This window comes from Kitasatospora sp. GP30 (assembly GCF_029892145.1).
GTDB classification, from domain to species: Bacteria; Actinomycetota; Actinomycetes; order Streptomycetales; family Streptomycetaceae; genus Kitasatospora; species Kitasatospora acidiphila.
In genome coordinates this window covers 23930-49311 of record NZ_JARZAH010000047.1, presented here as the reverse complement: position 1 = coordinate 49311, position 25382 = coordinate 23930, and the positions used below count along the sequence as shown (strand labels likewise).

Below are 25382 nucleotides of genomic sequence, written 5' to 3'. Positions count from 1 at the left end.
GCACGATGAACGCAGCGACCAGCTCGGTAGACGGCCCCGGACAGCTGCTCTTCGTCAGCGGTGTCGGCACCGAGGTCGGCAAGACCGCCGTGACGGCCGCGATCGCGGCGCTCGCGGCGCGGGCCGGCCGCTCGGTGGCGGTGCTCAAGCCCGGCCAGACCGGCGTGGCACCGGGCGAGGCCGGCGACTGCGCGGAGGTGGCCCGGCTCGCCGGAACCACCGTGACGCTGCGCGAGTTGGCCCGCTACCCCGAGCCGCTGGCCCCCGACACGGCCGCCCGGCGCTCCGGACTTCCGTCCCTGACCCTTGATCAGGTGACGCTGGAAATCAAGGAGTTGACGGCCGGCCATGACCTGGTGCTGGTCGAGGGAGCCGGCGGCCTGCTGGTCCGCTACAACGAGGACGGGCTGACCCTGGCCGACATGGCGCAGGCCACCGGCGGCGAGGTGCTCACCGTGGTGACCGCCGGACTCGGCAGCCTCAACAGCACCGGTCTCAACGCCGAGGCGCTGCGGGCCCGCGGCCTGCGCACCCCCGGCATCGTGATCGGCAGCTGGCCGGCCGATCCCGATCTCGCGATGCGGTGCAACCTCGCCGACCTGCCCAAGGACGCCGGCGCACCGCTGCTCGGCGCCCTGCCCGCCGGGGCGGTCGCGACCGCCGAGGGCTTCGCCGACCGGGCGGCCGCGGCGCTCGCGCCCGCCCTGGGCGGAGTCTGGGACGCGGCGGCGTTCGCCCGGGCCCACCCCGCGTAGTCCGTGTCAGTCGCCCTGTGAGGACGCCGAGTTGAGCCGCCAGACGGTGGTGGCCTTGTGCTCGGCGTCCTCCAGGTCGGCCACCACCGGCACCCGGTAGGTCGCCAGGCTGGTGAACCGCTCGCGCGGCAGATACGCCCGGCCCGGATCACCGACGATCACCTGTGCTCCCCTGGCCTGCGCCCGCTGGAGGAACGGCAGGAACCGCGCGGCCATGGCCCGCTCGTAGAAGACGTCGCCCGCCAGGACCACCTCCGCCGTCCCGCCGTCGCCGTCGAGGATGTCCTCGGCCACCGGCTCGATCTCGACGCCGTTCGCCTCGGCGTTGACGTCCATGGCCACCACGGCATCGGGGTCGATGTCCACGGCCCGAACCGCCGCGGCACCGCACCGCGCGGCCGCGATGGCGACCAGCCCCGAGCCCGCCGCCAGGTCGAGCACCCGGCGCCCGGCCACCAGCTCCGGGTGGTCCAGCACGTACCGGGCCACCGCCACGCCACCGGCCCAGGGGAACGCCCAGAACGGCGGCGGCAGTCCGATCTCACCGCGGGCCTCCTCCATCGCCTCCCAGAGCGTGATGACGTCATCCGCCATGTGCAGGCTGAGCTCGGGCACGAAGGGCACGGGGGCCAGACTGGTCCGCCCTGCCAGGAACGCGGCCGCATCCGGCGCCGGGGTTCCGCTCGGTTCGAGGACGGGAATATCGTTCGGCATGCGCCGCAGCATATGTCCCCCGGCGCCCTGCCGTGCCCGCAACTCGCGCGGGGCACACCTGCGCCATGAGCCCGTCAACAGCCCATCGCCACACCGCCGGACCTTAGGTCAACTTTCGGTTTCGAACAGGGCATGAGCTGCGAGAATGCTCGCGGGCTCGTCGCGGCCCGGGCTAGGATCCGGCTGACGCCCTCCGAGATGCGGCACCTCGCGCGCGGCATCGGCGAAGCGTCCGCTCGCGGCGCACCGATCGCACCGCGCACTCTCGTCACCGCGCGCCAGGGACGTCGCGCGAATGCGGAAAGGCAGCGACTTGACGGATCGACTCGTCGGAGGAGACACCTCGCTGCTGCGTCGGATCAACGCCGCGGTCACCCTGCGGGCGCTGCGCGACGGGCAGGCCGTCACCCTCACCCAACTGGTCGGCGACACCGGCCTGTCCCGGCCGACCGTCGAGGGCGTGATCGAGGGCCTGATGGAATCCGGGCTGGTCGCCGAGGTCGAGCAGAGCCAGGACGGCGGCCGCCAGCGCGGTCGGCCGGCCCGCTGGTTCCGGTTCCGCGCCGAGGCCGGGCACAGTCTCGGCATCGAAATCGGCGTGCACACGATCCGGGTGGTGCTGGCCGACCTGGCCGGCGAGCAGCTCGGCAGCCACACCCGCGCGGTGACCGAGACCATGGACGCCGAGGGGCGGCTCGGCGCGGCGCGCGGCGCGGTGGCCGAGCTGCTGCGCAAGGCCGGGGTGTCCCGGGACAGCCTCTGGGCGGTCGGCGTGGGCACGCCGGGGATCATCGACGGCGACGGCTCGGTGCGGCTCGGCACCGCGATGCCCGGCTGGACCGGCCTGGACCTGGGAGCCAGGCTGCGCCGCTCGTTCCGCTGCCCGGTGCTGATCGAGAACGACGCCAATCTGGCCGCGATCGCCGAGCACTGGCAGGGCGCGGCGGTCGGCATGGGCGATGTGGTGTTCGTGCTCGCCGGGCTGAGCCCGGGCGCCGGCTCGCTGATCAACGGCCGGCTGCACCGCGGCTTCGGTGGCGCGGCGGGTGAGATCGGCGCCCTCCACCTGCTGGGCCAGCAGGCCACCCCGGAGCGGCTGCTCTCCACCACCGGCAAGCCGCTGGACCCGCTGGACGAGGCGGCGGTGGCCCGGGTGCTGACCCTGGCCCGCGAGGGCGACGAGGTGGCCCGGGTGGCGATGGACCGCTTCCTGCGCCGGCTGGTGCACGATGTCGCGGCGCTGGTGCTGGCGATCGATCCGCAGCTGGTGGTGATCGGCGGCTGGGCGGCCGGCCTGGACGACGTGCTGGAGCCGCTGCGCGAGCAGCTCGCGCGCTACTGCCTGCGGGCGCCCGAGGTGGCGCTCTCCACGCTGGGCGAGGACGTGGTGGCGCTGGGGGCGCTGCGGTTGGCGCTCGACCAGGTGGAGGAGCAGCTGTTCGCGCTGGATCAGCCGGTCTCCGCGCGGGGCTGACCGACCGGGCTGACAGACAGTCAGGCCCCCGTCCTGGTAGGAACGGGGGCCTTCTTGACGTCTCGTCAGCCGGCGGTTCAGCTGGCGCTGCGGACCGCCGCCGGGACCGGGGTGACCTCGACCAGGCCGGTCTCGCCGAAGGTGAGCCGGCAGGTGTCGGCGCGGTAGGTGGAGACGGCCAGGGCGGCCAGCCGGCCCGCGGCGGCGTACTGGGCGGTGACCACCAGCACCGGGGTGCCCGGGGGCCGCTGCAGCAGCGCGGCCTCGTCGGCCTCGGCTACGCCGAGCTCGACCGCGCGGGACTCGCCGTCCACGGTCAGCCGCTCCAGCCGGCGCAGCACCGCGCGGCCCTGCTCCTCGCCGTCGGCGGCACCCTCGGCAGCGTCCTCCCCCGCACCGGAGAGGCGGATCTCGGGGAGCGCGGGCAGTGCGGAGTCCGCCACGTGCAGCGCCTCGGTAGCCACGATCTGGCCCTGGGCCACCCGGATCCGGCGCACGCTGTGCACGGTTTCGCCGGCCGGCACGCCCAACGCCTCGGCGAGCCGCTCACCGGCGGGGGCCACGGTGCAGCCGACCGTCTGCCAGACCTGCTCCCGGTTGCCACCGGGCCAGCCTTCGTCGCGGCGGCTGACCGGCACGCCGACCCGGGGCGCGGCGACCAGGGTGCCGATGCCGCGGCGGCGGACCAGCCGGCCCTCCAGCTCCAGCTGGTCGAGCGCCTGCCGCAGGGTGGCCCGGGCCACGCCGAACCGGGCGGCCAGCTCACGCTCGTTCGGGATCACCTCACCGGTGGCGAACTCCGAGGTGATGGCGCGCAGCAGCACCGTGCGCAGGTGCCAGTACTTCGGCTCCGGTACCGCCGCGAGCTGAGCTGTCCCCACCGTGTCCTCCACCCTGGCCGGCCCGGGCCGCTGTGGTACGGCCGCGCGTCCGGCATCCCGAAGGCGCGGCTGGCTCCGGCCCCCGAGGCGCCTGCTGCGGGGCGGGTTCTGCCTGGTGGCAGGCCGGGGCTTTATCCGTCCTTCTTTATTAAAGGTCTTTGCAGTAAGGGACCCTAGGTGGTGCGCCGGGAGATGGTCAAGACCAATGCCAAGGCTTTGACCGCCGCGCAACGGACCTTCATCCGGCCTTCATGTTGACCGGCAGCCCGCACCCGGCAGGTAGGCTGCGCGGGTGACTGTGGTGACGACTGCGAATGTGAACGGGATCCGGGCCGCGGCGAAGAAGGGCTTCATCGAGTGGCTCGCCGCGACCTCGGCGGATGTGGTCTGCCTGCAGGAGGTGCGCGCGGAGATCGCCCAGCTGCCGCCCGAGGTGCGGGACGCCGACGGCTGGCACACCCTCTGGGCGCCGGCCGCCGCCAAGGGCCGCGCCGGGGTGGCCGTGCTCTCCCGCACCGCCCCGCAGCGCACCCAAATCGGTTTCGGCTCAACGGAGTTCGACGACTCCGGCCGCTACGCGGAGATCGACCTGCCCGGCCTGACCATCGCCAGCCTCTACCTGCCCTCGGGCGAGGTGGGCACCGAGCGGCAGACCGAGAAGGAACGCTTCATGGCCGAATTCCTGGTCCACCTCGGCGAGTTGCGCACCAGGGCAGCCGCCGAGGGCCGCGAGGTCCTGGTCTGCGGCGACTGGAACATCGCCCACCAGCAGGCCGACCTGAAGAACTGGAAGGCCAACCAGAAGGCCTCCGGCTTCCTCCCCGAGGAGCGCGCCTGGCTCACCCGGGTCCTCGACGAGGCCGGCTACGTCGACGTGGTCCGCCGCCACCACCCCGACCAGGACGGCCCCTACAGCTGGTGGTCCTACCGCGGCCGGGCCTTCGACAACGACAGCGGCTGGCGGATCGACTATCTGATGACCAGTCAGAATCTCGCCGACACCTGCACCCGCGCCTACGTCGAACGCCCCGCCTCCCACGCCGAGCGCTGGTCGGACCACGCACCGGTCACGGCGCACTTCGAGCACGAGGCCTGAGCCGGCGCAGTCGGCCCGGGCGCCGCCGAGCACCCGGGCCTGGATCTCTGGGAAGCAGCACAAGCCTCAGAGCCCCGGATCACGGCAGCCGCTGACGCGCTGCCGTCAGCTCCACGTGCCCTGAGCAGGTGACGGTCGCCACCCAGTCGTGACGGTATCGGCGCCGTAGGAGAGCCCGCAGAACCGCAGTAACCCCGCGCTGGTTCGCGGCGCTCCGCGATGGCGATTCGCCGCGGACAGCGCTGCGCAGGTCGCAGGACTTCCGGGTGCTACGGCGTCGTCCCGCGCTCCTGGGACAGGCAGATGTCAGCCGCGGGGTGGATGATCTGCAGGCACCTGACTCTCATGGAAGAGTCTCGCCCCAGCCGCTCCCCGGTCGTTGTCCGGGCCACCGCGACGGATCCGGCGCGAGAGCCATGTGCGGTGGCGGGAGATTGCAACTCCCGGTATTCCCATGGGCCTCCTCGACCAGGGCGGGACAGCAGCCCCCTACTGCTCCTTGCCGGCGAGCTCGGCGTAGTCGATCGCCATCGCCCGCAGTTCACTGCGGGTCGGCCGCGTGTCGAGGGTGTTCGCGTTGATGCCCCAGGCCTGCCGGTTCAGGGCAGCCGCCCCCAGGGGAATGCGCCGGCCGCGCGATCGGTTACCGGGGGAAGCGGTTGCGCACGCTCTGCGCGACGTCGGTGCCTTCGAGCAGGGTGTGCAGCCGGCCGGTGTGAACACGCCGCGATCACGTCCGGACATCCGACAACTTCCTACCTTGGCCGCCAGTTCGCGATCCGCGCTGATCCGCGTACTTCTGCGCCTCTGTGCGTGAGGAGCGACATGTCCTCGGGCAGTGGCGAGCCGGCGATGGGCCAGTAGATGCGCTGCGGTGATCGCCGCAGCGGCCACTCTTGAGGGCTGATGATCCGCCAGCGGGTCAGCGTCCGGATGAAGAACGGGTCGGCGGCGATCCAGCGGTCGCCCACCCTGACCTCGATCCACATGTGGCGCAGGGGAAGCGGGGCGGCCATGATGAGGCCGCTGGCGATCCGGGCCTCGACGACGACTCGCCGGGCACGATCGAGAAGGAGGCGGTTGGCAAGGCGGCAGTCCGCCAGGCCGGTTTCGGCGGCGAATCCGAGATCGGTGGAGAGGTCGGTCGGGATGAGGTAGAAGGTCAGCTGCGCTGCGGGTTCGAAGAGCGGGAGCACCGAGTCCTCGAAGTAGTACTCCTCAGCCGGCAGAGTGACCCGCCGCACGACGGTGCTCGGCGGTTCACAGGAGAGGTCGTCCGCCTCCTCAGGTGCCGGGACGAGCAGACGGCCAGGGGCGACGTCGCAGTCACCGGCGTGGCCCGGCTCCGGGCAACGGGCCGTCACCTGAAGGCGGTACGCATCGTCGATCCTGCCGATGTCCCTGTCGTACGTGTGCCCCAGGGCCCTCATCAGGACCCAGTTGGGCGCGTTGATCTCCAGCGCGTTGGTCAGGTTCTCCAAGTCGAAGACGTCGAACCGCTGCTCCTCACCCCGGCCTCGATGCGGGTGACCGAGATCCAGCAGTTCGTCCAGCAAGGGCCGAGGAACCCGGTAGACCTTCAGCACCGTGTCCGAGGGAACGTCGAACTCCCGGTACCGGTCCGGGATCCTCCGGGCTCTCTCCACCACCTGCGCAGTCGTCGGGGTCGTCATGGCTGCTCCTCCCCGCTGGTCGACGCGGCGCCGGGTGCCTCGCCGCCCAAGCGCCGGCAGCGCTCGTCGACCGCCTCGGCGAAGTCCGTCACCAGGAAGCGGCAGAGATCGGCCAGCGTCGGGTGGTCGAACACCACCACCGGTTCCACTTCCACGCCGTAAGTCTCGCCGATCTGGCTGGTCAAGTGCACCAGTGAGACGGAGTCGAAGCCCAGCTCCATCAGGTCGGCCGCCAGGTCGACGTCGGCGGGGTCGACCAGGAGGAATCCGCAGGCCGCGAGCCGCACGTCCCACTCGACCACCGCATGACGGTCGTCGGCGCCGGCCCGGCCATCGGCCCCGCTCGGAACGCCCGCCGTGGTGCGGGTGGTCGGTGGCGTCACAACGGGCGCGTCGTCCTGAGATACGGGGACCCGCGCGTGGTCCCGGGCGACCGGGACCCAGTAGTACGCGGGCTCGAACGGATAGGGCGGCAGCTCGACCCTGGCGGGCGGGCGGGTGTCCCAGAGCCGCGCCCAGTCGATCGGGGTTCCGTCCACCCACAGGCCCGCGAGCTTGCTGAGCCGGCGCTTCGCCATCAGGGCGTCGACATAGGCCCGCCCGTCCTCGTCGTCCAGCAGGTCGCCGTGTGCGCGGTCCGGGTCCAGGCGGCCGGCTTGGACCCCTGGAGCCCGCTCACCGGTGCCGAACGCGGTCAGGGCACTGCGGAGCGAGGCCGCGTCGGTGGCGGACACGGCCAGTCGCACCGGAAGCTCCCTGCGCCCCACCTGGGTGCTGTACGCCAGCCCCGTCAAGTCGTACGGCTCAGTGGCTGCTTCGTCCAGCCGCTGGGCCAACGCACGGGCCAGCTCCCGCAACTGGGTGCTGGTGCGCGCGGACAGCAGCACCAGTTGCTCCGGCTCGGCCGACCTGACGGGTTCGGCCGCCGGCTCCGGGAACGCGGGCAGGTACTCCTCCACGATCAGATGGACGTTGGCACCACCCGCGCCGAAGGAGCTGACGCCGGCCCGGCGCGGGCCCTCGGCCTGCCAGTCCTCCAGAGCACGCGGGAAGCGCAGCACCGAGGACTCCGCAATCCTGGGGTTGAGGTTCACCAGGCTGGAGCACGGCGCGATCTGATGGTGTTTCAGCTGCAGGAGGACCTTCGTCAGGCCGACTATGCCCGCGGCTCCCTCAAGGTGCCCGATGTTGGCCTTGATGGAGCCGACGGCGCAGGGGGCCTGCGGCGCCCGGCCCGGGGCGAGCGCCCGGACCAGGCCCGCCGTCTCCAGCGGATCGCCCAACTCGGTTCCGGTGCCGTGGGCTTCGATGTAGGAGATGGATCCCGGGGCCACTGCGGCGACACGCATCGCAGTGGCCACCAGCTCCGCCTGTCGGGCCGGGTTGGGCACCGCGTACCCCGACGTCCGGCCGGCCGTGTTGATCGCAGTACCCTTGATCACGCCCCAGATGCGGTCGCCGTCGGACACCGCTGCGGCAAGGGGCTTGAGCAGGACCGCCCCGACGCCCTCTCCCGGCACGAACCCGTCGGCGGCTGCGTCGAACACCTTGCAGGCCTCGTCCGATGAGAGCATGCCCGCCGCGGACAGGCCGACCAGGTGCGCGGGGTGGAGGATCAGATTCACTCCCCCGGCGATCGCCGTGCGGCACTCACCGCTCCGCAGGCTCTGTACCGCGAGGTGGATCGCGGTCAGCGAGGAGGAGCAGGCCGAGTCGACCGCGAAGCTCGGGCCGTGCAGGTCGAAGAAGTAGGAGACCCGGTTGGCGATCGACCACGGGGCGGAGTTGGCTCCGGTCAGCTTGCCCGAGGGCCAGGCGGTGGCACCGATCTTGCCGTAGGTGGCGTTCATCGTTCCGACGAAGACACCGGTCGACGGCTCGTGCATCGTGCCCAACTGGCCGGCCTGCTCCAGGAGGTGATAGCACGCCTGCAGGAAGAGCCGCTCCTGGGGGTCCGTGTTCACCGCGTCAACCGGCAGGATGTTGAAGAACTCGGCGTCGAACTCCGCCACCCCGTCGATGAACCCGCCCCAGCGGCCGTAGCTCCGGTCCGGCTGCCCGTGACATGGGTCGAAATGCTCGTGCCAATCCCAGCGGTCCGCCGGCACCTCGCTGATGGTGGACACGCCGTCCCGGAGGTTCTGCCACAGCGCCTCCAGGTCCGGCGCGCCCGGGTACCGTCCGGTCACCGCGGTCACCGCGATGTCCCCGGCAGGGTACGTTACTGGGCTTTCACCGGCCGGCGCCGGGTGCGGCTGAGCAGCCGCTTGGCTCACCTGCGGCCCGGGAGGCGGAAGCACCTCGCGCAGCCGGGTGTCGCGCTCGGCCACAAGGTAGTGGGCGAGATCCTCGACGGTCTGGTGCTCGAACATGAGAGTGGGCGGGATGTCGCCGAGGTCCTGGTCGAACCGCAAGGTGATGTTCATCCGGGTCAGCGAGTCCATGTTCAGCTCCCGCAGGGCGTCGGGGCCGGTCAGCTCGTCCGCCGTACCGCCGATGACCGCCGCCACGACCTCACGCACGTATGACCGCACCATCGGGAGCGGCAGGGGCTTCACGGATTCGACCTGTTCGGTGTCTCGGGATTCGCGGGGCATGTTGATCCTTTCCTCTCGGTACGGCTACGGCCCTGCTGGACACGGGGCGGGCTCAGGGGAGTCGGAGCAGTGCTGCCTGGATCTCGGCGAGTTCGTCAACGGTGCCGAGCACGGTCCGCCGCGGCACGCCGAAGTCGACCAGGCAGGCCACCTCGTCGGCACCGGTGGCGAAGATGTTCTGCAGGACTGCGAGCGCCTCGTTCCGGTCGCCGATCAGCGACCGGCCCCGCAGGTAGCGCTGCGCTGCGAAGTCCAGGCTCTTCTCGACCGTCCGCTGGTCACCGCGCGCCTCCTGCTGGCTCGCGTAGCTGGCCAGGTACCGGCGGAGCGGCTGCTCGGCCTCACTGCGGACTTGTTGCCCCGAGGCCCCGATGGCGGCGTGCGCCATCACCGACACCCGACCCGTCCCACCGTGGTGCTCCTCGAAGGCACGGCGGTAGGCGGCGATCCGCTCCGTGAGCTGGGCGGCGGTGACCGCACCGTAGCTGGTGAGGACTCCCGCGCCGATCCGGCCGGCGTACTCGAACGTCTCGGGGTTGCCGGCAGCGGTGACCCAGTGGGGCAGGACCGCCTGCACCGGCCGCGGGTACGAGCGCACGGCGTACCGTTCGCCGAGCGCGCCGGTGCGGCACACCTCGCCTCCGGCCCACAGCTCCCGCACGGTTCGCAGGTTCTCGTGAGCCCGTGCGGCGCGGTCCGCGTACGCCTCCGGCGACAACACGAAGTCCCGCGGGTTCCAGCCGGCGGCCGAGGCGATCTCCACGCGCCCGTCCGACAGGTTGTCCACGACCGCCCATTCCTCCGCCACCCGGAGCGGATCGTGCAGTGGGAGCACCACGCTGCCCGCTCGGATCCGGATCCGCCGGGTGGCCACCGCCACCGCGGCCGCCAGCACGGACGGGTTCGGGTGTGCGCCGCCGAACGGTGTGAAGTGGCGCTCGGGGAGCCACAGGAAGTCAAGTCCCCCGTCGTCAGCGGCCCGTGCCGCGTCGAGCAGCAGGCGGTAGCCCGCGGCGTCGCCCCTGGCTCCGTCCTCCAGGGCGGAGAAGAAGTAGAGGCCCAGCGACCGCTCGCCGTGGTGCAAGGTCATGTCCGGGGTCCGTTTCTTGTCCGAGCGGGAGCGGGGCCCACCCACTGGGGCGGTCAGCTCGTCGCGAGGGTTCGTCCACCTGGGGCGGGAGGGAGAGCGGGTGACCGAGCCCTCGTGCCAGGCCCGAGCGGCGGTCGAGCACCGCCATCAGACCGCCCCGCCCGCGGCTTGCAGGTTCTGGCCGGACAGCCACCTCGCGTCAGGTCCGACCAGGAAGCCGACCACGTCGGCGATGTCCTGCGGCAGCCCGAGCCGGCCGAAGGCGCTCGAGCGGCGCCACTGCTGCAGTACCTCGGGCCGGACGCCGGCCACGACCTCCTCGGTCTCCACGCCGCCGGGCGAGACGGTGTTGACGGTGATGCCGCGCTTGGCGAACTCCTTCGCCGCGACCTTGGTCAACTGGTCGAGCGCTGCCTTGCTTGCCGAGTAAGCGGCCTGCGACGGGTGAGCCAACGCGGTAGCCGTGGAGGAGATGTTGACGATGCGTCCGCCGTCCCGGAGCCGATGGGCGGCCTGCTGGATGGCGAGGAACGGAACCTTGACGTTGAGCGCCATGATCCGGTCGAAGTCCTCCTCCGTGGCATCGGCGAACTTACCCCGGAGCATGATGGCGGCGTTGTTCACCAGGATGTCGATCCCGCCGGTGAGTTCCTCGCCTACGGCGAAGAACCGCGCCACCTCACCGGGTCGCGTCAGGTCCGCCCGCACGGGGTGAACCAGGCCGCCCACCGCTGCCATGCGGCCTGCCACCGCCGCGGCCGCGTCCGCGTCCTGACGGAAGCCGATCACCACCACCGCGCCGTCACGGACCAATCGCTCGACGATTCCCCGGCCGACACCACGTGAACCACCGGTCACCAGGGCGGTCTTGCCGACCAGCGGCCCCACCGCCGGTCCCGCCCCTCCCAGCCGGCGCGCCCCGTTCTCCTCGTTCTCCGTCGCACCCGTCACCTGCTCCACCCTTCCGAGCCACCCACGCGCCGCACTCCGACAAGAAGCGGTCTGCGTGCTGTGGCCCCAACGACAACGGCCCCGACGGGCCGGCGGCTCTGCGTGCGAGCCGTACTCCACCAGACAGGAGCGGTCCGGCACGATGATGATCGGCGGCCGGCCGCCTCGGTCGAAGTCTCGAGATCGCGTGCCCTGGCGAGTGCGTCGCGTTCACGGGCTCCCAGGTGGGCGGTGCCCGCAGACGCCCCGCTCTCCGTCGCGGGCAGCAAGGAATCCAAGCAGCTGCGGGGCGGGCCAAAGGAATTCCGATTGTCCCGACGGCGAAGCATCCCGGTCAATCCCCCTCCAGCATGCAATGCATTCCAGGTTATTCATCCGGCCGGGCGAACAGAACGGGCGGCCGGCACAAGAAACCCTACCGTGCCACCGTCGCTGAAACCCTAGCGGTCACCATAAATTACCACAGCCGGCATGTCGATAGCCCGTCGCGCGACCCATACCCGGAAGCCATTCACTCGAAATACCCAAAGCGGGCAAACGAGCAGTTTCGGCCGACACCCACCGATCATAGGCCCCGAATCACGCCTTGCAATTCCCATCCGAGCTGCTAATCTCGATCCCAACTTCGAGAGGGAAGGGGGTGGAGAAATGTCCGTCGCACTCGTCGAGGAGACTCGGACGGCGCTGACCGTCGAGGAGATCGCGGACTTCGAGGCTTGGATCACCGAGCTGGAGGAGGACGAAGACCGTTCGTTCAAGATGGGAAAGCCGTAAGCGTAACCAGCGAATTCCTTCGCTGTCGTTGACGCCCCCCATCGCTGATCGTGCTTCCGTGGCGGGATTCCCCCGCGGAAGCACGATCAGACATGCGAGCCGATCGACTCCGCTGGCCAGCAGGGCGACTCAGGCCTTTATGGCGAGCTGTGCCCGCTATGCATTCACTCCCCCCTCCTGGCGCACGGTCGTTCTCGGCTTCGACTCGGGTAGACAATCGCATGGCACGGCAACCCGGCCCGACTGCCGCAGCCACCAACGCAAAAACCTCTCGACTACATGGTGGCCCGACCCCCGAGAGAACGTCAGCCAGTGCACAGACAGTCAAACCCTCCCCCCGGCTGATACGCAGTCGAGTGCGGTGATCAGAGAATATTTCCCCCAGCCAAGTAGCCCAATTGACAGGCAGCCCGGGTCAGCAAACCGCCCGGAATTTCCCCGGCCTCGTCAGGCCGAGCAGTCCGGCTACACGCCCGGGAGAGTCCGACTCTCAATAGCACGACTCAACCGGAATTGTTCGGCCGGCTAGCCCGCCGACTGATTCCGGACAGTCGACCGAATCTCAGCCGCATACCATTCCTGGACGGCTACGGGACGGCTACGGGACACTGGGTTCTTCAGGCAGGCTCCACCCCCGGCCCTGTGCGCAGCGCGCGGTAGTCGATCTTTCCACTACCGTTGGTCGGAAGGGCCTCCAGCTGTACCCAGCGCTGTGGGACCAGCGCTGCGGGCAGCGTGGTGCGCAAGGCGTCCAATGCCGTGTCGCGCGGCACCTCTCGGTCCGCGACGAGGTAGGCGACGAGTTGTGCCACACCGTCACGGACCTCGGCCAGGACGGCGCACTCGAGCACGCCGGGCAGGCGCGAAAGAGCCCCCTCGACCTCGTCCAGCTCGATGCGAACCCCGCCGATCTTGACTTGCCGGTCGGCCCTCCCCAGGCAGTAGGCGATCCCGTTGTCGAATCGCGCGAGGTCGCCCGTGCGGTAGAGACGCCCGGTGCGTGAGGTCGGGTCGAACTCGTCCACGAAGAAGGACTCCGCGGTGCGTTGCGGATCATGCAGGTAGCCCGCGCTGACGGCGTCTCCGCCGACCCACAGCTCGCCGGCCTCGCCGGGCTCCGCGGCGCGCCACGTGCCGTCCTCGTGAACCAGGAGGTAGAGAACGACGCCGGAGGCGGGCTTCCCCACCGGTAGCGGCGGTGCGGCCAGGTCATCGGCGGTGACCTGGTGGAGGGCTACGTCGTCGGAACACTCGGTCGCCCCATAGGCGTTGAAGAACTCGACGTGCGGAAGCAACCGCAAGGCATCGCCCGCGATCCCGGGGTCGAGTCTCTCGCCGGTCGAGATGAGGCATCGCAGGTTCGCGAACGCCCGAGCGGTACCGAGGCGCCCAGCCTCGTGGACGGCCCAGCCGATCACCGTCGGCACCAGCTCCATGACGGTGACTCCGGTGCGCTCGACCGTCGATGCCAGGCGCCGGGCGAACCGCAGGTCGGCATCTGCGACGATCACGACCGATCCGCCGACGAGCAGCGGCGCGAGCATCTGCCAGACGGAGATCACATAGGTCGGCGGGGCGGTGAAGGCCACCTTGTCCGCAGCCGTCAGGCGCAGCCGCCGCACCAGGAACCACAGGTGGTTCATCAGCCCGAGTTGGTTGACGACCACACCCTTCGGGAGCCCGGTGCTTCCCGAGGTGTGGATGACGTAGCGGGGCTCGTCACTGGTGGCCACCCGCGCCGGCGTGTGCCGTTCATCCGGTGCCACACCGGCCGTGGGCGACGGGAGCACGACCAACGGGACAGCGGTCTCACTCGCCGCATGAGCGGCGGTCACCGACGGCACGTCAGTGGTGCCGCTTACCAGTACGCAGTGAGACTCGGCGCGTCGGAGCACACTGACCGTCCACGCTGGCGGCCAGTCGGGTGCGAGGGGGAGGTACGTCGCGCCCAGACTCTCAATGGCGAGGAACATCGCGATGGTGTCGATGCCGCGCGTGCCCGCGACGGCGATCCGGCTCCCGGGGACGCAGGACTCGGCGAGGAGGGCCGCTCGTACCTGCTGGACCCGGTGGCCAAGCTGCCGATAGGTGGCCGTTCCGTCGTCCGACACGACGGCCACCCGGTCGGGCTCCTGCTCGGCCCACGCGCGAACGCGGGCCCAGACACCGGTCGAGAAGTCGATCCGGGCGAGCGGCGAGCGAAGGGACCGGGCTCGGGCCGGGCCGAGCGTGTCCGTACGCAGTGGCAGGCGGGCCAGGCCACGGGCCGGGTGTCGTCTCCTGAGGACGTCGGGGCGTTCGTGCCGCACGGGGCCCTCAGCCCGTCCCGCCGATGGTCACCAGTGCCTGCCAGAGCGTCCCGGGGCTCGCGAAGGTCTCCAGTGCCAGGTACTCGTCGGGGAAGACCAGTCCGTACCGCTCTTCGATGTGTGTCAGCAGCACCACCATGCGCATCGAGTTGAGGCCGGCCGCTTGGAGGTCGAAATCGGCATGCAGCGCCGGTCCGGCCGGCAGGTCCTCCACGGCACCCCGGAGCAGGTCCTCGAACGCCGCGTCCCATGGCGGAGTGGTGTCCGATTCCAGCGTCACTGTGCTACCTCGTCTCTGTATGCGGTGCGGTCGAGCTGGGCGCACCGTTCTGAGAGCGTTCACGTGAGCGTTCACGTGGCAGTTTCGCCCATGCCCTGAAATGCTGTCAACAACAGTCAGCTCATCCCTTCGTGGGCGCAGCGAGGGATCCGAAGGGCGGCGACCGGGGCGAAAGGCCGCCGCGTATGCTGTCGGTGCGTCGACGATGTCGCACCCAGTGCCAGAGGGGCGGTGCCTGGCCGCTCGCCAGGAGTCCCAGATGAAGAGTTCGCGTGCGGGTGCCTTCGAGTCGACCGCTCGGCGCGTCACCATCGAGGATGTGGCACGAGCTGCCGGGGTGTCCCGCCAAACGGTCTCCCGCGCGATCAACGGCAAGGGCGAGATCGATCCGACCACCCGGGACCGGGTGCTCGACGTCGTCAGGTCGCTCGGCTACCGCCCGAATCGGTTCGCGCGTGCCATGGTGCGGCAGGAGACCGTCACCTTGGGCCTGCTGCTACCCAACATTTCCAATCCGTTCTTCCCCGAGGTGGCGAACGGCATTCTGGAGTGCGCTGCGGAGCTGGGCTGGCACGTGGTCATCCACCAGACCGGCGCCACGCCCGACGGTGAGCGGGTGGGCCTTGACCTGATCGCCGGTCAGGCTGACGCGTTCGTGGGCTACCTGGAGTTCGACGAGTCGGTGCGCAGCGCCCTCGAGACCGGGATCCCCTTCGCACTGTTCGACTGGGAGGAGTCCGACACCACGGCGGCGACGTTCAACCGCGTCGACATCGACCTCCGCAGCGGCTTGGAGGCGGCAGTCCGCCACCTGGTCGACCTCGGCCATCGCGACATCGGTGTCCTGGACGTCAGTCGGCTGACCGGGGCGGGCTACGCCGTCAGTCCGCGCAGTCGGATCGTCCTTGACCTGCTCCGGGAGGCTGGACTGGTCACGGATCCCCGGCGCCTGCAGCGCTCGGTCAACTCGGTTGCCGGCGGAGAGGACGCCGTCGGCCGGTTGCTCGAGGAGCAGCCGGACATCACAGCCGTTCTGGCCTACAACGACGTCGTGGCGGTCGGTGCCACACGCGGGCTGCGCAGGCTCGGTCGGGCGGTGCCGGACGACTGCGCCGTCATCGGATTCGACGGCCTTGGCCTCGCCGAACTCGTGGAGCCCGCGCTGACCACCCTGCACGTGGACAAGCAGAGCCTCGGGATGGAGGCGGTCCGACTGGTCGCAGCGGAATTCGGGCAGTCGGGTCGAGGCCCGAAGGTCTCGGTGGTCCATCCGGAACTCGTGGTCAGGGCCTCGACCGTGGGCAGGGCAGCCCTCCCGGGCTGATCCCTTCCTGGTCTGCCGGGCCTCGGAGGAGCCCCCGTCGGGTTCGCCGGGCCGTCACCCGCACCGGAACGGAGTGCCCGTTGTGCGTCAGGAGCGGCACGTGCGAGCTGAACTCCACCCCGGTCCGCCACAGGAGCTGGCGTGGCGAACGGCGTACGGGCCAGTCGTGCGGATCCAGGACGCCCCATCCGTGCAGAGTGCCCAGGAAGAACGGGTCTGCGGCACACCAGCCGTCTTCGGTGCGAACCTCGAGCCAGGCGTGGGGAGCCGGGAACGGAAGTCCCAGGAAGAAGCCGCACGCCGCGCCGGCCGCGATGCCGGCCTCCTCGGCCACGCGGAGGAGGTGTCGGGTGGCCAGCCGGCACTCGGCGAGCCCGGTCTCCCGGACGAAGCCGGGGTCGCCGGCGAGCGGCCAGCGGACCTTGTGGAAGGCCAGCTCCGCGGCCGCGGCCACCAGCGGTTCGATGGCCTTGCCGAAGTCGTGCCAGGTGTCCGCCGTCTCGACCTGCACGGTGAGCGAATCGGCCTGGGCGGGACCGGTCTCCTGGAGAACCGCCGCCAGTGCCTGCGTGGCCGCGGCGAAGCGGCACTGTGCGGCGTGCCCGGGGGCCGGGCAGGTCCATCGCAGGGTGATCTGGTAGCGGCTCCCGGTCAGCGAGTCCGGGTCGCGCAGCGACCTGCTCCAGAGGTCCAGGGCACTGCGGTACGGCGAGGGTAGCCCGAGCAGGTGGGTGGTGTTCTCCAGATCCAGGGGGTCGAGGAACAGCCGCCCGTCCCGCCGCTCGTGCGGCAGGCCGAGGTCGAGGAGCTCCTGGAGCAGTCCGTCCTGGAGGCCGAACACCGAGGCGTTGTGGGAGGGATCGGCCGCGAAGGTCCGGTACCGGTCCGGAACCATTCTGGCCCGCTCGACGGCGACGGCCGGCGTCGGATCGGACGGTGCCCGCCGGCGGACGGTTCGGGCGGACTGGGGCGGGTCACGGTGCACGATTCGCCTCCTGGACGAACTCGATGGGTACGACCAGCGCGGGGTCGCTACGAGTTCGGCGGTGCAGCCGGCTGACCAGCGCATCGAGTTCCGCCGGGCGCAGCTCCACCGGAAGCAGCGCCACCAGCCTCTCCTGGTCCGACCCGCGCCCCCTGACCAGGACCTCGACCCCGTCCTGGATACCCAGTTCGGCCGCCACCACCCGCGCGGCACGCAAGGTGTCGACCACGCCGGTGCGGTAGGGCGCCAGGACCGTCTCCGGTGATCTCTCGCGCAGGGCGGCCGCCAGGTGCGCGTGCCAGTCCAGCGGCCTGCCCCCGGCCAGTTCCAGGGCCAGGGATTCCAGGCCGGCCAGCAGGGCCCGTGCGGCCGGCAGCGAGATGACGGCCTCGTTCGACTCCAGTTGCAGGGTCATCAGGCCCGCGGCGCCGTCCGCGACGGCGAGCAGGTAGGTGAGCGCGGGGTCGGCGGGTTCGGTGGCGGCACTGCGGAACCGCTCCGGAGTCTGCGCTGTCCGCTCGGGCAGCTCCCGACGCGGTGCACCGGAGAGCGGGTCCACCACCATGAAGTTGTACTCCAGGCGGAACCGGGCGTTGCAGCCCGTGGTGTGCTGGTGCTCCTCAAGGAGGGCCCGCAGCTCACGGACGTCGTGGTCGCAGTTGCGGAACAGCCCATCGGTGGCCACGCGGGCCGCCGCCATGAGGGCGGCTTCGTCGGCGTGGTGCGGTACCGCCACGGCACACGGATAGCGAAGCGCGCAGCAGTGCACGGCCGACGGATAGGAGAACCGGTTGGAACTGATGACGCAGATCACGCAGGTGCTCAGACCCGTGTAGCGACCCATGACGAAGCCGTAGAGCCCCACGAGCACCTGTGCGGGGAGCAGGCGGTTTCGATCCGCCAGCGCCTTCACCGAGCTGTGCAGGCTCGCGGACGTGAACGTCGCGGTGTAGCTGCTGTCGCGGCGACGGTCGTCCAGCACGGGTACCTGGCTGGGCGGTGCGGCCTGGATCACCTCACGCCACCGGGCCAGCTGGGTGCTCCGTCCGGCGGCGGCCTGTTGCTTGATCGCGGTGTCGATCGGCTGTGTCACGGGACGTGGTGCGGGCAGCGGTGCCCCGTCCCGCACGGCCTCGACGATTTCCACCAGTTGCTGGTGCAGGAGCTGACTGGTCCGCAGATCGGCGACGACATGGTGGAGGATCGCCAGTACCTCGCGGGCGACTCCCGGGACGCCGAGTACCTCGAACGCGACCGGAGGCTCGGTCTCCAGGTTCATGGGCCGGCGGCGGGCCCGTTCCGCCAGCTCGGCCGTCCACGCCTCGCCCGCGCCGGGCGGGCATTCCACCACGGTGATCCGCTCCCGGCCGGGGCGGTGTACGAGTTGGACGGGTGTCCCCGAGGCGTCACGGGCGAACGTGCTGCGCAGCACTTCGTGGCGCCGGACCAGGATCCGCACCGCCTCGCACACCGCATCGGCCTCGACCCGGTGCGGCAGCGACCAGCGCATGGCGAGGATCCGGGTCCAGGTGCTGTGCGGCGCGCGGTCCGCGATCTCCTCGAACTCCATCAGTTGGGCCAGTTGACCGAGCGTCATCGGCCCTCGTCGTTCCACTCCGTACTGTCCGCTCACCCTTCGCCCCCGCTCAGCTGCCGAAGAAGGCGTCGAAGCGCTGCCGCAGACTCGGCGCGTCGAGCCCGTGGATCCGGTCGTGGTCCTCCACCGTCGTGTAGGCACGCACCCCCGCACGGCCGACCCCCGGACTGAGTAGCCGGTGCGGCACGTCGGCCGGTTCCCAGTCGGCCTCGGCGCAGCACCCGGACCCGGCCGGGCTCCGGCGCGTGTGCTGTACCGTTGGCCCGCTCCGAGAGGCGGATGTAGGCACGGCCCCCACTGACCGCGGCGCGCAGCAGCGGTTCGACCTCGTCGCGGTGGCCGGGCACGTGGACTTCCCAATCGCCCTGGGTGTCCTCCAGTTCGCCGTCCCCGATGAGGCAGAAGACCCTCGGCTCCGTGCGCCCCTGCGCCCGCAGCCCCAGTGCCGTTCCGGTGGCCAGCGGCAGTCTGTGGCCGAGCGAGCCGCTGGAGATCCCGACGCCGGCGACCAGGGTGCGGTCCCGGTGGTGGCCGAGCGTCGATCCGGCCCGGCCGAAGGTGGCGAGCTCGTCCACCGCAACGAAGCCCTTGGCCGCGAGGAAGTAGTAGTAGGCCAGCGGACCGTGACCTTTGGACCGCAGGAAGCGGTCGCGGTCCGAAGCGTCCGGCTGCTCCAGGGACATCCGGAGCACCTTGTCGTACAGCACCCAGAGGACGTCGAGCGTCGAGGTGGCGCTCGCGCCGTGCTTCTCGTCGCCCGTCATCATCGACATCAGCCGTGGCAGGTCCTGGTACCCGAGCGCAGCCGGCCCCGCCGCGTCACGCGGAGGGGCCGGCCTACCGGTTCGGGTCACCACGCGACCGGGAGGCTGCGCACGCCGTAGACGAGGTCCTCATGACGGTACGTGAGGTCGTCCTCCGCGATGTCGAGCCGGAGGTCCGGCAGTGCGGTGAAGATCCGCTCCAGGGCGATGGTCGCCTCCAGGGTGCCGAGACCACCGCCCAGGCAGCGGTGGATCCCGTGCCCGAAGGCCAGGTGCGGGTTGTGGACGCGGTCGATGTCGAACTCCTCGGGGTGCTGGAAGACCGCCGGGTCCCAGTTCGCCGAGTGCAGGTGGAGGATGACGAACTCGCCCTTGCGGATGGTCCGACCGGCCAGCTCGATGTCCTCCGTGGCGGAACGCACCGGGCCGTGCTGGATCACGGTCCAGTACCGCAGTCCCTCCTCGACCGCCGGTGCAGCCCAGCGGCGCGGATCCGCCCGCATCCGTTCCGTCAGCCCCGGGTCCCGCAGGACCGCCAAGGCGGTCATGGAGGTGACGGCCGCGGTGGCGTCGAGGCTGGCCGCGAGCAGCAGGGTGGCCGCGCCGACGACGTCGTCCCGGCCGAGACCGGCGGCACGCGCGTTGGCGAGCAACCGGGAGAGCAGGTCGTCGCCGGGCTCCCGTTCCTTCGCGTCCAGCAGCTCACCGAGGAAGCGCCGCATCCGTTCGCCCGCGACCAGGCGCTTGGCCATCGATCCGTCATGGGTGGCCCGCGCGTTGATGCACTGCCGGACGAAGTCCTCGTAGTCGCTGGTGACTCCGTAGAGGTAACCGGACACGTAGCAGGGCAGCAGGTCGGCGACGTCCTTCACCAGGTCGCCCGAGCGGCGCCCGCCGGCGGTGAGCCGGTCGATCAGCCGGTCCACGAGTCCCTCGATGGCCGGACGGCGGGCGGCCACCGCGCCGGCGCTGAACTCCCGGCTCAGCAGGTTCCGGACGCGCTCGTGGTCCGGCGGGTCCATGGACAGGAAGACACCGGGACGCTGCTGCCGGTAGGAGAGCGGAATCTGCGGATAGCCCTCGACGGTGGCGTCCGAACTCAACCGGCTGTCGCTGAACAGCGCCCGCACGTCGGCGTGCCGGGTGACCAGCCAGGCCCGGCCGCCGTAGGCCAGGTCGACCTCGATCGGCCCGCTGTCGTGTCCCTCGGGACGGTAGGCGCCGGGCGGGGCGAAGGGGTTCTCCCTCGCGGCCGGAAATCGCACCGGGCAGGTGGCCGTCGCTCCGGTGCTGTCGGTGATGCTCATTCACACACTCCTTCGTCCAGCTCTGTTCCTGCGCCGGGCCCGGGAACGGGATCCGGATGGCCGAGCCCAGCGATGTAGTCCTGCAGGTGGACCTTCGGCACCCAGCCCAGGTCGCGGGCCTTCGAGAAGTCCGAGGCGCTGCGGAAGCGGTCGCCACGGCGGGCCGGGATCATGCGCACCGGGCCACCGAACATGCAGGCGACATCGATGATCCGGTGCTCCTCACCGCGACCGAGCAGGTAGCCGTCCCCCGCTCCGTGGGCGGCACACACCAGCAGCCCGGAGACGATGTCGTCCACGTGGGTGAAGTCGCGCAGCTGGGAACCGGGCTCGACGACGGTCAGGGCCGTTCCCCGGCATCGCTGTTCCTCAAAGACCCCGATGACCGTCGCATACGGTCCCTGGCGGATCTGCCTCGGCCCGTAGACGTTGTAGAAATACGTGATGACGTAGTCGAGCCCGTACCAGTCGGCGGTGTTGCGGATGTATTCGACGTTCTTCGCCTTCATCCAGGCATAGGGACTTGAGTGCTCGTCATGAGGCGGTTCGCCGAATCTCGTGCTCGACCCGGCGTAGACCAACCGGGCCCCGTGCCGGCGGCAGAAGTCGACGACCTCCTTCGTGCCGTGGAGGTTGGACCGCCACACCCGGTCGAGTTCGTCGAAGGAGCTCTCGACGCGAGAGTACTCGCCCAGGTGGAAGACCGTGCGGGGAGCGGGCAGGCCGTTCTCGGACCAGAGGCGGCCGAGCTCCGCGGTCTCCCCGGTCAGGTAGTGCACCCGGGGGTCGTCGGTGTGGTTCTCCTTCCGCCCGGTGAGGTACGAGTCGACGGACACCACGAGCGCCTCGGGGCGGTCGCGGAGCAGGGCTTCGACGAGGTGGCTGCCGATGAACCCGGCACCACCGGTGACCAGGGCCAGCTCCCCGTTCATGCCCGCCGCCGGTCGGAGGAGGTGATCAGCCGCTCGGAGGCGCGGGCATGGCGGCGCTTGGCCGCGAAGTAGTCATCGACCCGGACCCGGCGGTAGGCGGACCCGGTCGCCGGACCGGCGGGTCCCGCGAGCGGGGTGACGAACGCGGCCGGGCCCAGCTGGTGGAAGTAGGCGAGGGAGAGACGATCGAAGGCCAGCAGCGGCTCGACGCTCCCGGCGATCGGACCGCGCAGCAAGGGGTCTTCGGGGTCGACGGCGAGCTCGGCGGCGAACCGCTCGGGTTCGCCGAACAGCGTGGCAGTCGCCTCCCGGACCCCGTGCACCACCTGGTCGGAAATGCCGTGGCCCACGACGAGGAAGGCGCCGAGGTCCTCGCGCACCTCCCGGATCCGTGCGGCCAGCCGGACCCGGCCCACGGCGTCCCGCGCGTCCGTCAGGTCGATGACGGTGGTGGGGCCCTCGCCCGCCGGGGCGTCGGCCGGACCTCGGGCGGCCGACTCAGCCGGCCGACTGGTCCCTGTACTGATGTCCATGTCTGACTCTCACTGAGGAATGGGGGTGCCGCTCGGGTCTTCGGCGGCAGCGGCTGGGTGGGTGCCTGGGGGCCACCTCGCGGCGGCGAGTTCGGCGGGCAGGCCGGCCCGCTCGACGATCAGGGTGCGGACGCACGCGGCATGCCCCTGCGCCCGGTCCCACTCGCTGTCGCCGACGAACAGCGCGTCCTGCTTCTCCAGGGAGAGCCGTCGGAGTGCGAACAGCAGGGCCTCCGGGGAGGGCTTCGGTGGCGCGTCCTGGCGGGCGACGACCAGCGGCACGTCGAGTCGCGCCGCCGTCAGCAGGGTCTGCGCGTCCTCCCGCGACCGTCCGGTGCAGACCCCGACCGGGACCCCGTGGCTCCTCAGCCCCACCAGCACCGCCTCGACCCCGCCGACCGGTCTGGGTTGACGAACCGTCAGTTCCCGGGCGAGCGCCGCGCGGTAGGACAGCAATGCCTCCTCGGCGTGCTCGGCCCCGATGAGCTCGCCCAGGGTGGCGAGATCGGTCGGCCGCTGGGCGCGCCAGAGCCGCACCCTGCCCACCGCCGACCCGCCGAGGTCGCGCACGGCCTCGCGGAGGCAGTGCTCGTGGATCTGCCAGGTGTCCAGCAGCGTCCCGTCGAGGTCGAAGACGACCCCGCGCGGTCCCGCCGGCGCGGCCGCAGCGCGGTTCATCCGTCCTCCAGGGGCAGGGCGAGACCCACGGCACGGGCGTGCGGCGTCCGATGGGCGAGGTCCAGCGTGGTGTTGACCAGACCGAGGGCGAGCGCGGCACCGCTCGCCACGCCCAGGCGCAGGCCCAGGTCCAGCAGCGGCTCCAGCCCGAGCACCTGGAGCAGCGGGCGGTGGCCCGGCTCCGCCGAACGGTGGCCGGCCACCAGGTAGTGGCCCGCGGGCGGGCAGAGCCGGACCGCGACGAGGGCGGCGACCGCGGTGATGAACCCGTCGAGGACGACCACCCGGCGCGCCGCGGCGGCGGCGAGGATCACTCCGACGTTCCCGGCGATCTCGTAGCCGCCGAGGGCGGCGAGCTGCGCCAGGGTGTCCGCCGCGGGAAGTCCCGCGGTGCGGACCAGTGCGCCTTCGACCAGCGCGTGCTTGCGCGCCGCTCCGGCCGGGTCGACGCCCGCGCCTGTTCCCACCACCTCGGCCGCCGGCAGCTCCAGCAGCCTGCCCGTCAGCGCAGCGGCCGAGGTCGTGTTCCCGACGCCGATCTCGCCGACGGCGACCATCGCCTCCTCCCCCAGCCGGCTCCGCAGGAACCGGGCACCGCCCAGCACCGCGCGTTCGGCGTCGGCCCGCGTCATCGCGTCGCGCAGCAGGATGTCCTCGGTGCCCGCTCCGATCCGGAACTCGGCTTCGCCGACCGGCTCGACGAGCCCGAAGTCCGCGCTGACGACCCGCGCGGGCACCCGGTCGGCGATCAGGTTCAGCGGCGCCCGGCCCGCCTGCACGAGGGCGAGCACCCGCCCCCCGGCGGGCTGCGGCAGTGCCGAGACCGCCCGCCGGGCCAGCCCGTGGTCGGCCGCCAGCACGCTGACGAGCGCGGGCAGCGGCCCGGGGTCGGGATCGCTGCGGATCGTCGCGATCCTGGGCACCAGGTCGTCGAGTCGGCCGAGCGCTCCGTGCGGGCGGGCCAGGGTCCGCAGCCGCAGCGCCGCGAGCCGGCCCGCCTGACGGTCCGTCGGTCCGACCAGGGCGCACAGCGCGTCGATCGCCGCCGGCTCGCCGGTCACGAGCCCGCGGTCTTGTAGGCGACGAGGTCACCGAGCACCAGGACGTCGATCTCGGTCTTGAGGAAGCAGCGCACGGCGTCCTCGGGTGTCTCGACGATCGGCTCCTCGTTGTCGTTGAACGAGGTGTTGAGCAGCACGGGAACGCCGGTGAGGGCGTCGAAGGCGGTCAGCAGGGAGTCCAGGCGGGGGTTGAGCGCCCGCAGCACCGTCTGGAGCCGGGCCGAGCCGTCCGCGTGGGTGACGGCCGGGATGACCGCACGCATCTCCGGTCGCACGTCCGGGACCATGAGCATGTATGGGGCCGGCACGGTGGTGGTGAAGTACTCGGCCTGGCGGGACTCCAGGACGATCGGGGCGAACGGTCGGAACGCCTCTCGGTGCTTGACCTTTGCGTTGATGCGGTCCTTCATCCCCGGATCCCGGGGGTCCGCGAGGATGCTGCGGTTCCCCAGGGCCCGCGGGCCCGCCTCCGACCGGCCCTGGAACCAGCCGACGATCGCTCCGCCGGCCAGCTCACGGGCCACCAGGGCGGACAAGTCGTCCGGCCGCAGGACGCGCAGCCGGCCGGACTCGGCGGCGAGCGCCGCCTCGATCCGGTCCGCCCCGTACGCGCGGCCGAGGTAGGGGGAGAACGGCTCCGGTGCCGGCTGCCACGGGTGTCCGCCCAGTTCGTGGTAGCCGTACAGGGCCGAGCCGAGCGCCGTCCCGCCGTCGCCCGCGGCCGGGACCACGTGCACCCGCTCGAACCCCGTCTCCGACAGGAGCTTGTAGTTCGCCACGCTGTTGAGGGCCACCCCGCCCGCCAGGCACAGGTCGGTCAGACCGGTGCGGCGGTGCAACCAGCGGGCGAACTCGATCACGATACGCTCAGTGTGGTGCTGGACCGCGTAGGCGAGGTCGGCGCGCCGGGCCTGGTCCTCGGCCGCGTCACCGGCCCCGGCGAGCTCCCGGTCGATGAAGGAGCGCATGGCGATCTGCTCGGCGGTGGACTGGCGGAACTCTCCGGCCCTGAGCCGGAAGAACTCCCCCAGTCGGGCGACGTAGCGTGGCGTCCCGTAGGCGGCCAGCCCCATGGTCTTGCCCGGCGCGCCCATGCCTCCCGTGGTGAACAGGCCGATGGCCTTGGACACCGCCTCGTACATCCAGCCCACCGAGTCCTCGTAGGGGTCCTCGGACCGACGGTCCGTCAGGGTGACGCGGCCGTGCTGCGCGCGCAGCACCTCGAGGCCGCCGGGCCCGGCCTGGTAGCAGGTCACCGTCTCGCCGTGCAGCCGGCCCTGCTCGACCACGGTCGATCCGCGACCGTCCATGACCAGGACGGCGGCCCGTTCGAAGGGCGAGGTGTAGAAGGTGCTCGCCGCGTGGGCGAGGTGGTGTCCCATCCACCGCACCCGGTCCCGCAGTCGGAGGGTGTAGACGGGATTGACGAAGTCGTTGGCGACGACGAGGTCGACCTCGTCCGCGGTGATTCCCGCCGCGGCCAGCACGTACTCCGCCGCGAGGCACCGCTGCAGGCGCGGCCCGAGTCCGTAGGCGATCTTCACCCGGGTGAGCCGCTCCTCCTCGATGGCCGACACGACCTGACCGTCCGCCACCAAGGCGGCGCA

At 71.4% G+C, this 25382-nt stretch carries 23 protein-coding genes; 5 read left to right on the top strand and 18 right to left on the bottom strand.

Going from position 1 to position 25382, the window contains the following annotated elements; translation table 11 throughout:
• Positions 1-5: 5 nt before the first annotated feature.
• On the top strand, positions 6-755 hold the full coding sequence (bioD, locus tag P3T35_RS35915) for a dethiobiotin synthase (protein ID WP_101384357.1): 750 nt from the start codon (positions 6-8) through the stop codon (positions 753-755).
• Positions 756-761: 6 nt separating this feature from the next.
• Here the strand turns inward: bioD and P3T35_RS35910 are convergent, their stop codons facing one another.
• On the bottom strand, positions 762-1469 hold the full coding sequence (locus P3T35_RS35910) for a 50S ribosomal protein L11 methyltransferase (RefSeq protein WP_101385556.1): 708 nt from the start codon (positions 1467-1469) through the stop codon (positions 762-764).
• 313 nt (positions 1470-1782) lie between these two features.
• Between P3T35_RS35910 and P3T35_RS35905 the strand changes: the two genes are divergently transcribed.
• A complete protein-coding gene (locus P3T35_RS35905; protein WP_348533451.1) occupies positions 1783-2943 on the top strand; it encodes an ROK family protein in 1161 nt (386 codons plus the stop codon).
• A gap of 77 nt (positions 2944-3020) precedes the next feature.
• Here P3T35_RS35905 and P3T35_RS35900 read toward each other — a convergent pair whose 3' ends face one another.
• Entirely contained in the window at positions 3021-3824 is an 804-nt protein-coding gene (locus tag P3T35_RS35900) for a GntR family transcriptional regulator (RefSeq protein WP_101384355.1), read from the bottom strand.
• A gap of 292 nt (positions 3825-4116) precedes the next feature.
• Between P3T35_RS35900 and P3T35_RS35895 the strand changes: the two genes are divergently transcribed.
• The gene (locus P3T35_RS35895; protein WP_101384354.1) at positions 4117-4920 is read left to right on the top strand and encodes an exodeoxyribonuclease III; all 804 of its coding nucleotides are present in this window, start codon (positions 4117-4119) and stop codon (positions 4918-4920) included.
• Positions 4921-5409: 489 nt separating this feature from the next.
• Here the strand turns inward: P3T35_RS35895 and P3T35_RS35890 are convergent, their stop codons facing one another.
• The 5 genes from P3T35_RS35890 to P3T35_RS35870 form a co-directional block, all read right to left on the bottom strand.
• Positions 5410-5664: a hypothetical protein gene (locus tag P3T35_RS35890; RefSeq protein WP_101384353.1), complete on the bottom strand. Its 255-nt coding sequence runs from the start codon at positions 5662-5664 to the stop codon at positions 5410-5412.
• A gap of 11 nt (positions 5665-5675) precedes the next feature.
• Positions 5676-6593, bottom strand: a complete 918-nt coding sequence (locus tag P3T35_RS35885) for a transglutaminase domain-containing protein (protein WP_101384352.1) — start codon at positions 6591-6593, stop codon at positions 5676-5678.
• Positions 6590-9115, bottom strand: coding sequence for a beta-ketoacyl synthase N-terminal-like domain-containing protein (locus P3T35_RS35880; protein ID WP_180356811.1), 2526 nt, complete (start codon positions 9113-9115; stop codon positions 6590-6592). The genes P3T35_RS35885 and P3T35_RS35880 overlap by 4 nt, the downstream gene beginning before the upstream one ends.
• Positions 9116-9242: 127 nt before the next feature.
• Complete coding sequence (locus P3T35_RS35875; RefSeq protein ID WP_101384350.1) at positions 9243-10280, bottom strand: MupA/Atu3671 family FMN-dependent luciferase-like monooxygenase; 1038 nt, start codon at positions 10278-10280, stop codon at positions 9243-9245.
• 147 nt (positions 10281-10427) lie between these two features.
• Positions 10428-11231: an SDR family oxidoreductase gene (locus P3T35_RS35870; RefSeq protein WP_280709233.1), complete on the bottom strand. Its 804-nt coding sequence runs from the start codon at positions 11229-11231 to the stop codon at positions 10428-10430.
• A gap of 648 nt (positions 11232-11879) precedes the next feature.
• On the opposite strand from P3T35_RS35870, the gene P3T35_RS35865 reads away from it, so the two are divergent.
• Positions 11880-12005: a hypothetical protein gene (locus tag P3T35_RS35865; protein ID WP_280709232.1), complete on the top strand. Its 126-nt coding sequence runs from the start codon at positions 11880-11882 to the stop codon at positions 12003-12005.
• Between the two features lie 617 nt (positions 12006-12622).
• Here P3T35_RS35865 and P3T35_RS35860 read toward each other — a convergent pair.
• A complete protein-coding gene (locus P3T35_RS35860) occupies positions 12623-14314 on the bottom strand; it encodes an amino acid adenylation domain-containing protein (protein WP_101384349.1) in 1692 nt (563 codons plus the stop codon).
• A 7-nt stretch (positions 14315-14321) separates the two neighbouring features.
• Entirely contained in the window at positions 14322-14594 is a 273-nt protein-coding gene (locus P3T35_RS35855; RefSeq protein WP_101384348.1) for a phosphopantetheine-binding protein, read from the bottom strand.
• Between the two features lie 259 nt (positions 14595-14853).
• Here P3T35_RS35855 and P3T35_RS35850 point away from each other — a divergent pair, with 259 nt between their 5' ends.
• Entirely contained in the window at positions 14854-15918 is a 1065-nt protein-coding gene (locus tag P3T35_RS35850) for a LacI family DNA-binding transcriptional regulator (RefSeq protein WP_101384347.1), read from the top strand.
• Here P3T35_RS35850 and P3T35_RS35845 read toward each other — a convergent pair.
• The 9 genes from P3T35_RS35845 to P3T35_RS35805 all read right to left on the bottom strand — a co-directional run bounded on the left by P3T35_RS35845 (position 15878) and on the right by P3T35_RS35805 (position 25352).
• Complete coding sequence (locus P3T35_RS35845; RefSeq protein WP_101384346.1) at positions 15878-16903, bottom strand: hypothetical protein; 1026 nt, start codon at positions 16901-16903, stop codon at positions 15878-15880. The genes P3T35_RS35850 and P3T35_RS35845 overlap by 41 nt on opposite strands.
• A complete protein-coding gene (locus P3T35_RS35840) occupies positions 16893-18500 on the bottom strand; it encodes a condensation domain-containing protein (protein WP_101384345.1) in 1608 nt (535 codons plus the stop codon). Before P3T35_RS35840 ends, P3T35_RS35845 begins: the two co-directional genes overlap by 11 nt.
• Before the next feature lie 32 nt (positions 18501-18532).
• Positions 18533-19273, bottom strand: a complete 741-nt coding sequence (locus P3T35_RS35835) for a hypothetical protein (protein ID WP_280709227.1) — start codon at positions 19271-19273, stop codon at positions 18533-18535.
• 77 nt (positions 19274-19350) lie between these two features.
• Positions 19351-20571 (bottom strand): cytochrome P450, encoded by a 1221-nt coding sequence (locus P3T35_RS35830; protein ID WP_101384344.1) that lies wholly within the window; start codon positions 20569-20571, stop codon positions 19351-19353.
• A complete protein-coding gene (locus P3T35_RS35825; protein WP_101384343.1) occupies positions 20568-21503 on the bottom strand; it encodes an NAD-dependent epimerase/dehydratase family protein in 936 nt (311 codons plus the stop codon). The genes P3T35_RS35830 and P3T35_RS35825 overlap by 4 nt, the downstream gene beginning before the upstream one ends.
• Positions 21500-22036 carry a 2-oxoglutarate and iron-dependent oxygenase domain-containing protein gene (locus P3T35_RS35820; protein ID WP_101384342.1) on the bottom strand — a complete coding sequence of 179 codons (537 nt, stop codon included), beginning with the start codon at positions 22034-22036 and terminating at the stop codon, positions 21500-21502. Before P3T35_RS35820 ends, P3T35_RS35825 begins: the two co-directional genes overlap by 4 nt.
• Before the next feature lie 9 nt (positions 22037-22045).
• Positions 22046-22714 carry an HAD family hydrolase gene (locus tag P3T35_RS35815; protein WP_101384341.1) on the bottom strand — a complete coding sequence of 223 codons (669 nt, stop codon included), beginning with the start codon at positions 22712-22714 and terminating at the stop codon, positions 22046-22048.
• On the bottom strand, positions 22711-23775 hold the full coding sequence (locus P3T35_RS35810) for a nicotinate-nucleotide--dimethylbenzimidazole phosphoribosyltransferase (protein ID WP_101384340.1): 1065 nt from the start codon (positions 23773-23775) through the stop codon (positions 22711-22713). Before P3T35_RS35810 ends, P3T35_RS35815 begins: the two co-directional genes overlap by 4 nt.
• Complete coding sequence (locus P3T35_RS35805) at positions 23772-25352, bottom strand: carbamoyltransferase C-terminal domain-containing protein (RefSeq protein ID WP_280709217.1); 1581 nt, start codon at positions 25350-25352, stop codon at positions 23772-23774. The genes P3T35_RS35810 and P3T35_RS35805 overlap by 4 nt, the downstream gene beginning before the upstream one ends.
• Between the last annotated feature and the right edge of the window lie 30 nt (positions 25353-25382).

What these genes read in the sequence shown, in the direction of transcription:
- bioD (WP_101384357.1), top strand. Translation starts at nt 6, where the DNA reads ATGAACGCAGCGACCAGCTCGGTAGACGGCCCCGGACAGCTGCTCTTC.
- P3T35_RS35910 (WP_101385556.1), bottom strand. Translation starts at nt 1,469, where the DNA reads ATGCCGAACGATATTCCCGTCCTCGAACCGAGCGGAACCCCGGCGCCG.
- P3T35_RS35890 (WP_101384353.1), bottom strand. Translation starts at nt 5,664, where the DNA reads ATGTCCGGACGTGATCGCGGCGTGTTCACACCGGCCGGCTGCACACCC.
- P3T35_RS35885 (WP_101384352.1), bottom strand. Translation starts at nt 6,593, where the DNA reads ATGACGACCCCGACGACTGCGCAGGTGGTGGAGAGAGCCCGGAGGATC.
- P3T35_RS35875 (WP_101384350.1), bottom strand. Translation starts at nt 10,280, where the DNA reads ATGACCTTGCACCACGGCGAGCGGTCGCTGGGCCTCTACTTCTTCTCC.
- P3T35_RS35865 (WP_280709232.1), top strand. Translation starts at nt 11,880, where the DNA reads ATGTCCGTCGCACTCGTCGAGGAGACTCGGACGGCGCTGACCGTCGAG.
- P3T35_RS35850 (WP_101384347.1), top strand. Translation starts at nt 14,854, where the DNA reads ATGAAGAGTTCGCGTGCGGGTGCCTTCGAGTCGACCGCTCGGCGCGTC.
- P3T35_RS35840 (WP_101384345.1), bottom strand. Translation starts at nt 18,500, where the DNA reads ATGACGCTCGGTCAACTGGCCCAACTGATGGAGTTCGAGGAGATCGCG.
- P3T35_RS35835 (WP_280709227.1), bottom strand. Translation starts at nt 19,273, where the DNA reads ATGTCGATGATGACGGGCGACGAGAAGCACGGCGCGAGCGCCACCTCG.
- P3T35_RS35830 (WP_101384344.1), bottom strand. Translation starts at nt 20,571, where the DNA reads ATGAGCATCACCGACAGCACCGGAGCGACGGCCACCTGCCCGGTGCGA.
- P3T35_RS35825 (WP_101384343.1), bottom strand. Translation starts at nt 21,503, where the DNA reads ATGAACGGGGAGCTGGCCCTGGTCACCGGTGGTGCCGGGTTCATCGGC.
- P3T35_RS35820 (WP_101384342.1), bottom strand. Translation starts at nt 22,036, where the DNA reads ATGGACATCAGTACAGGGACCAGTCGGCCGGCTGAGTCGGCCGCCCGA.
- P3T35_RS35815 (WP_101384341.1), bottom strand. Translation starts at nt 22,714, where the DNA reads ATGAACCGCGCTGCGGCCGCGCCGGCGGGACCGCGCGGGGTCGTCTTC.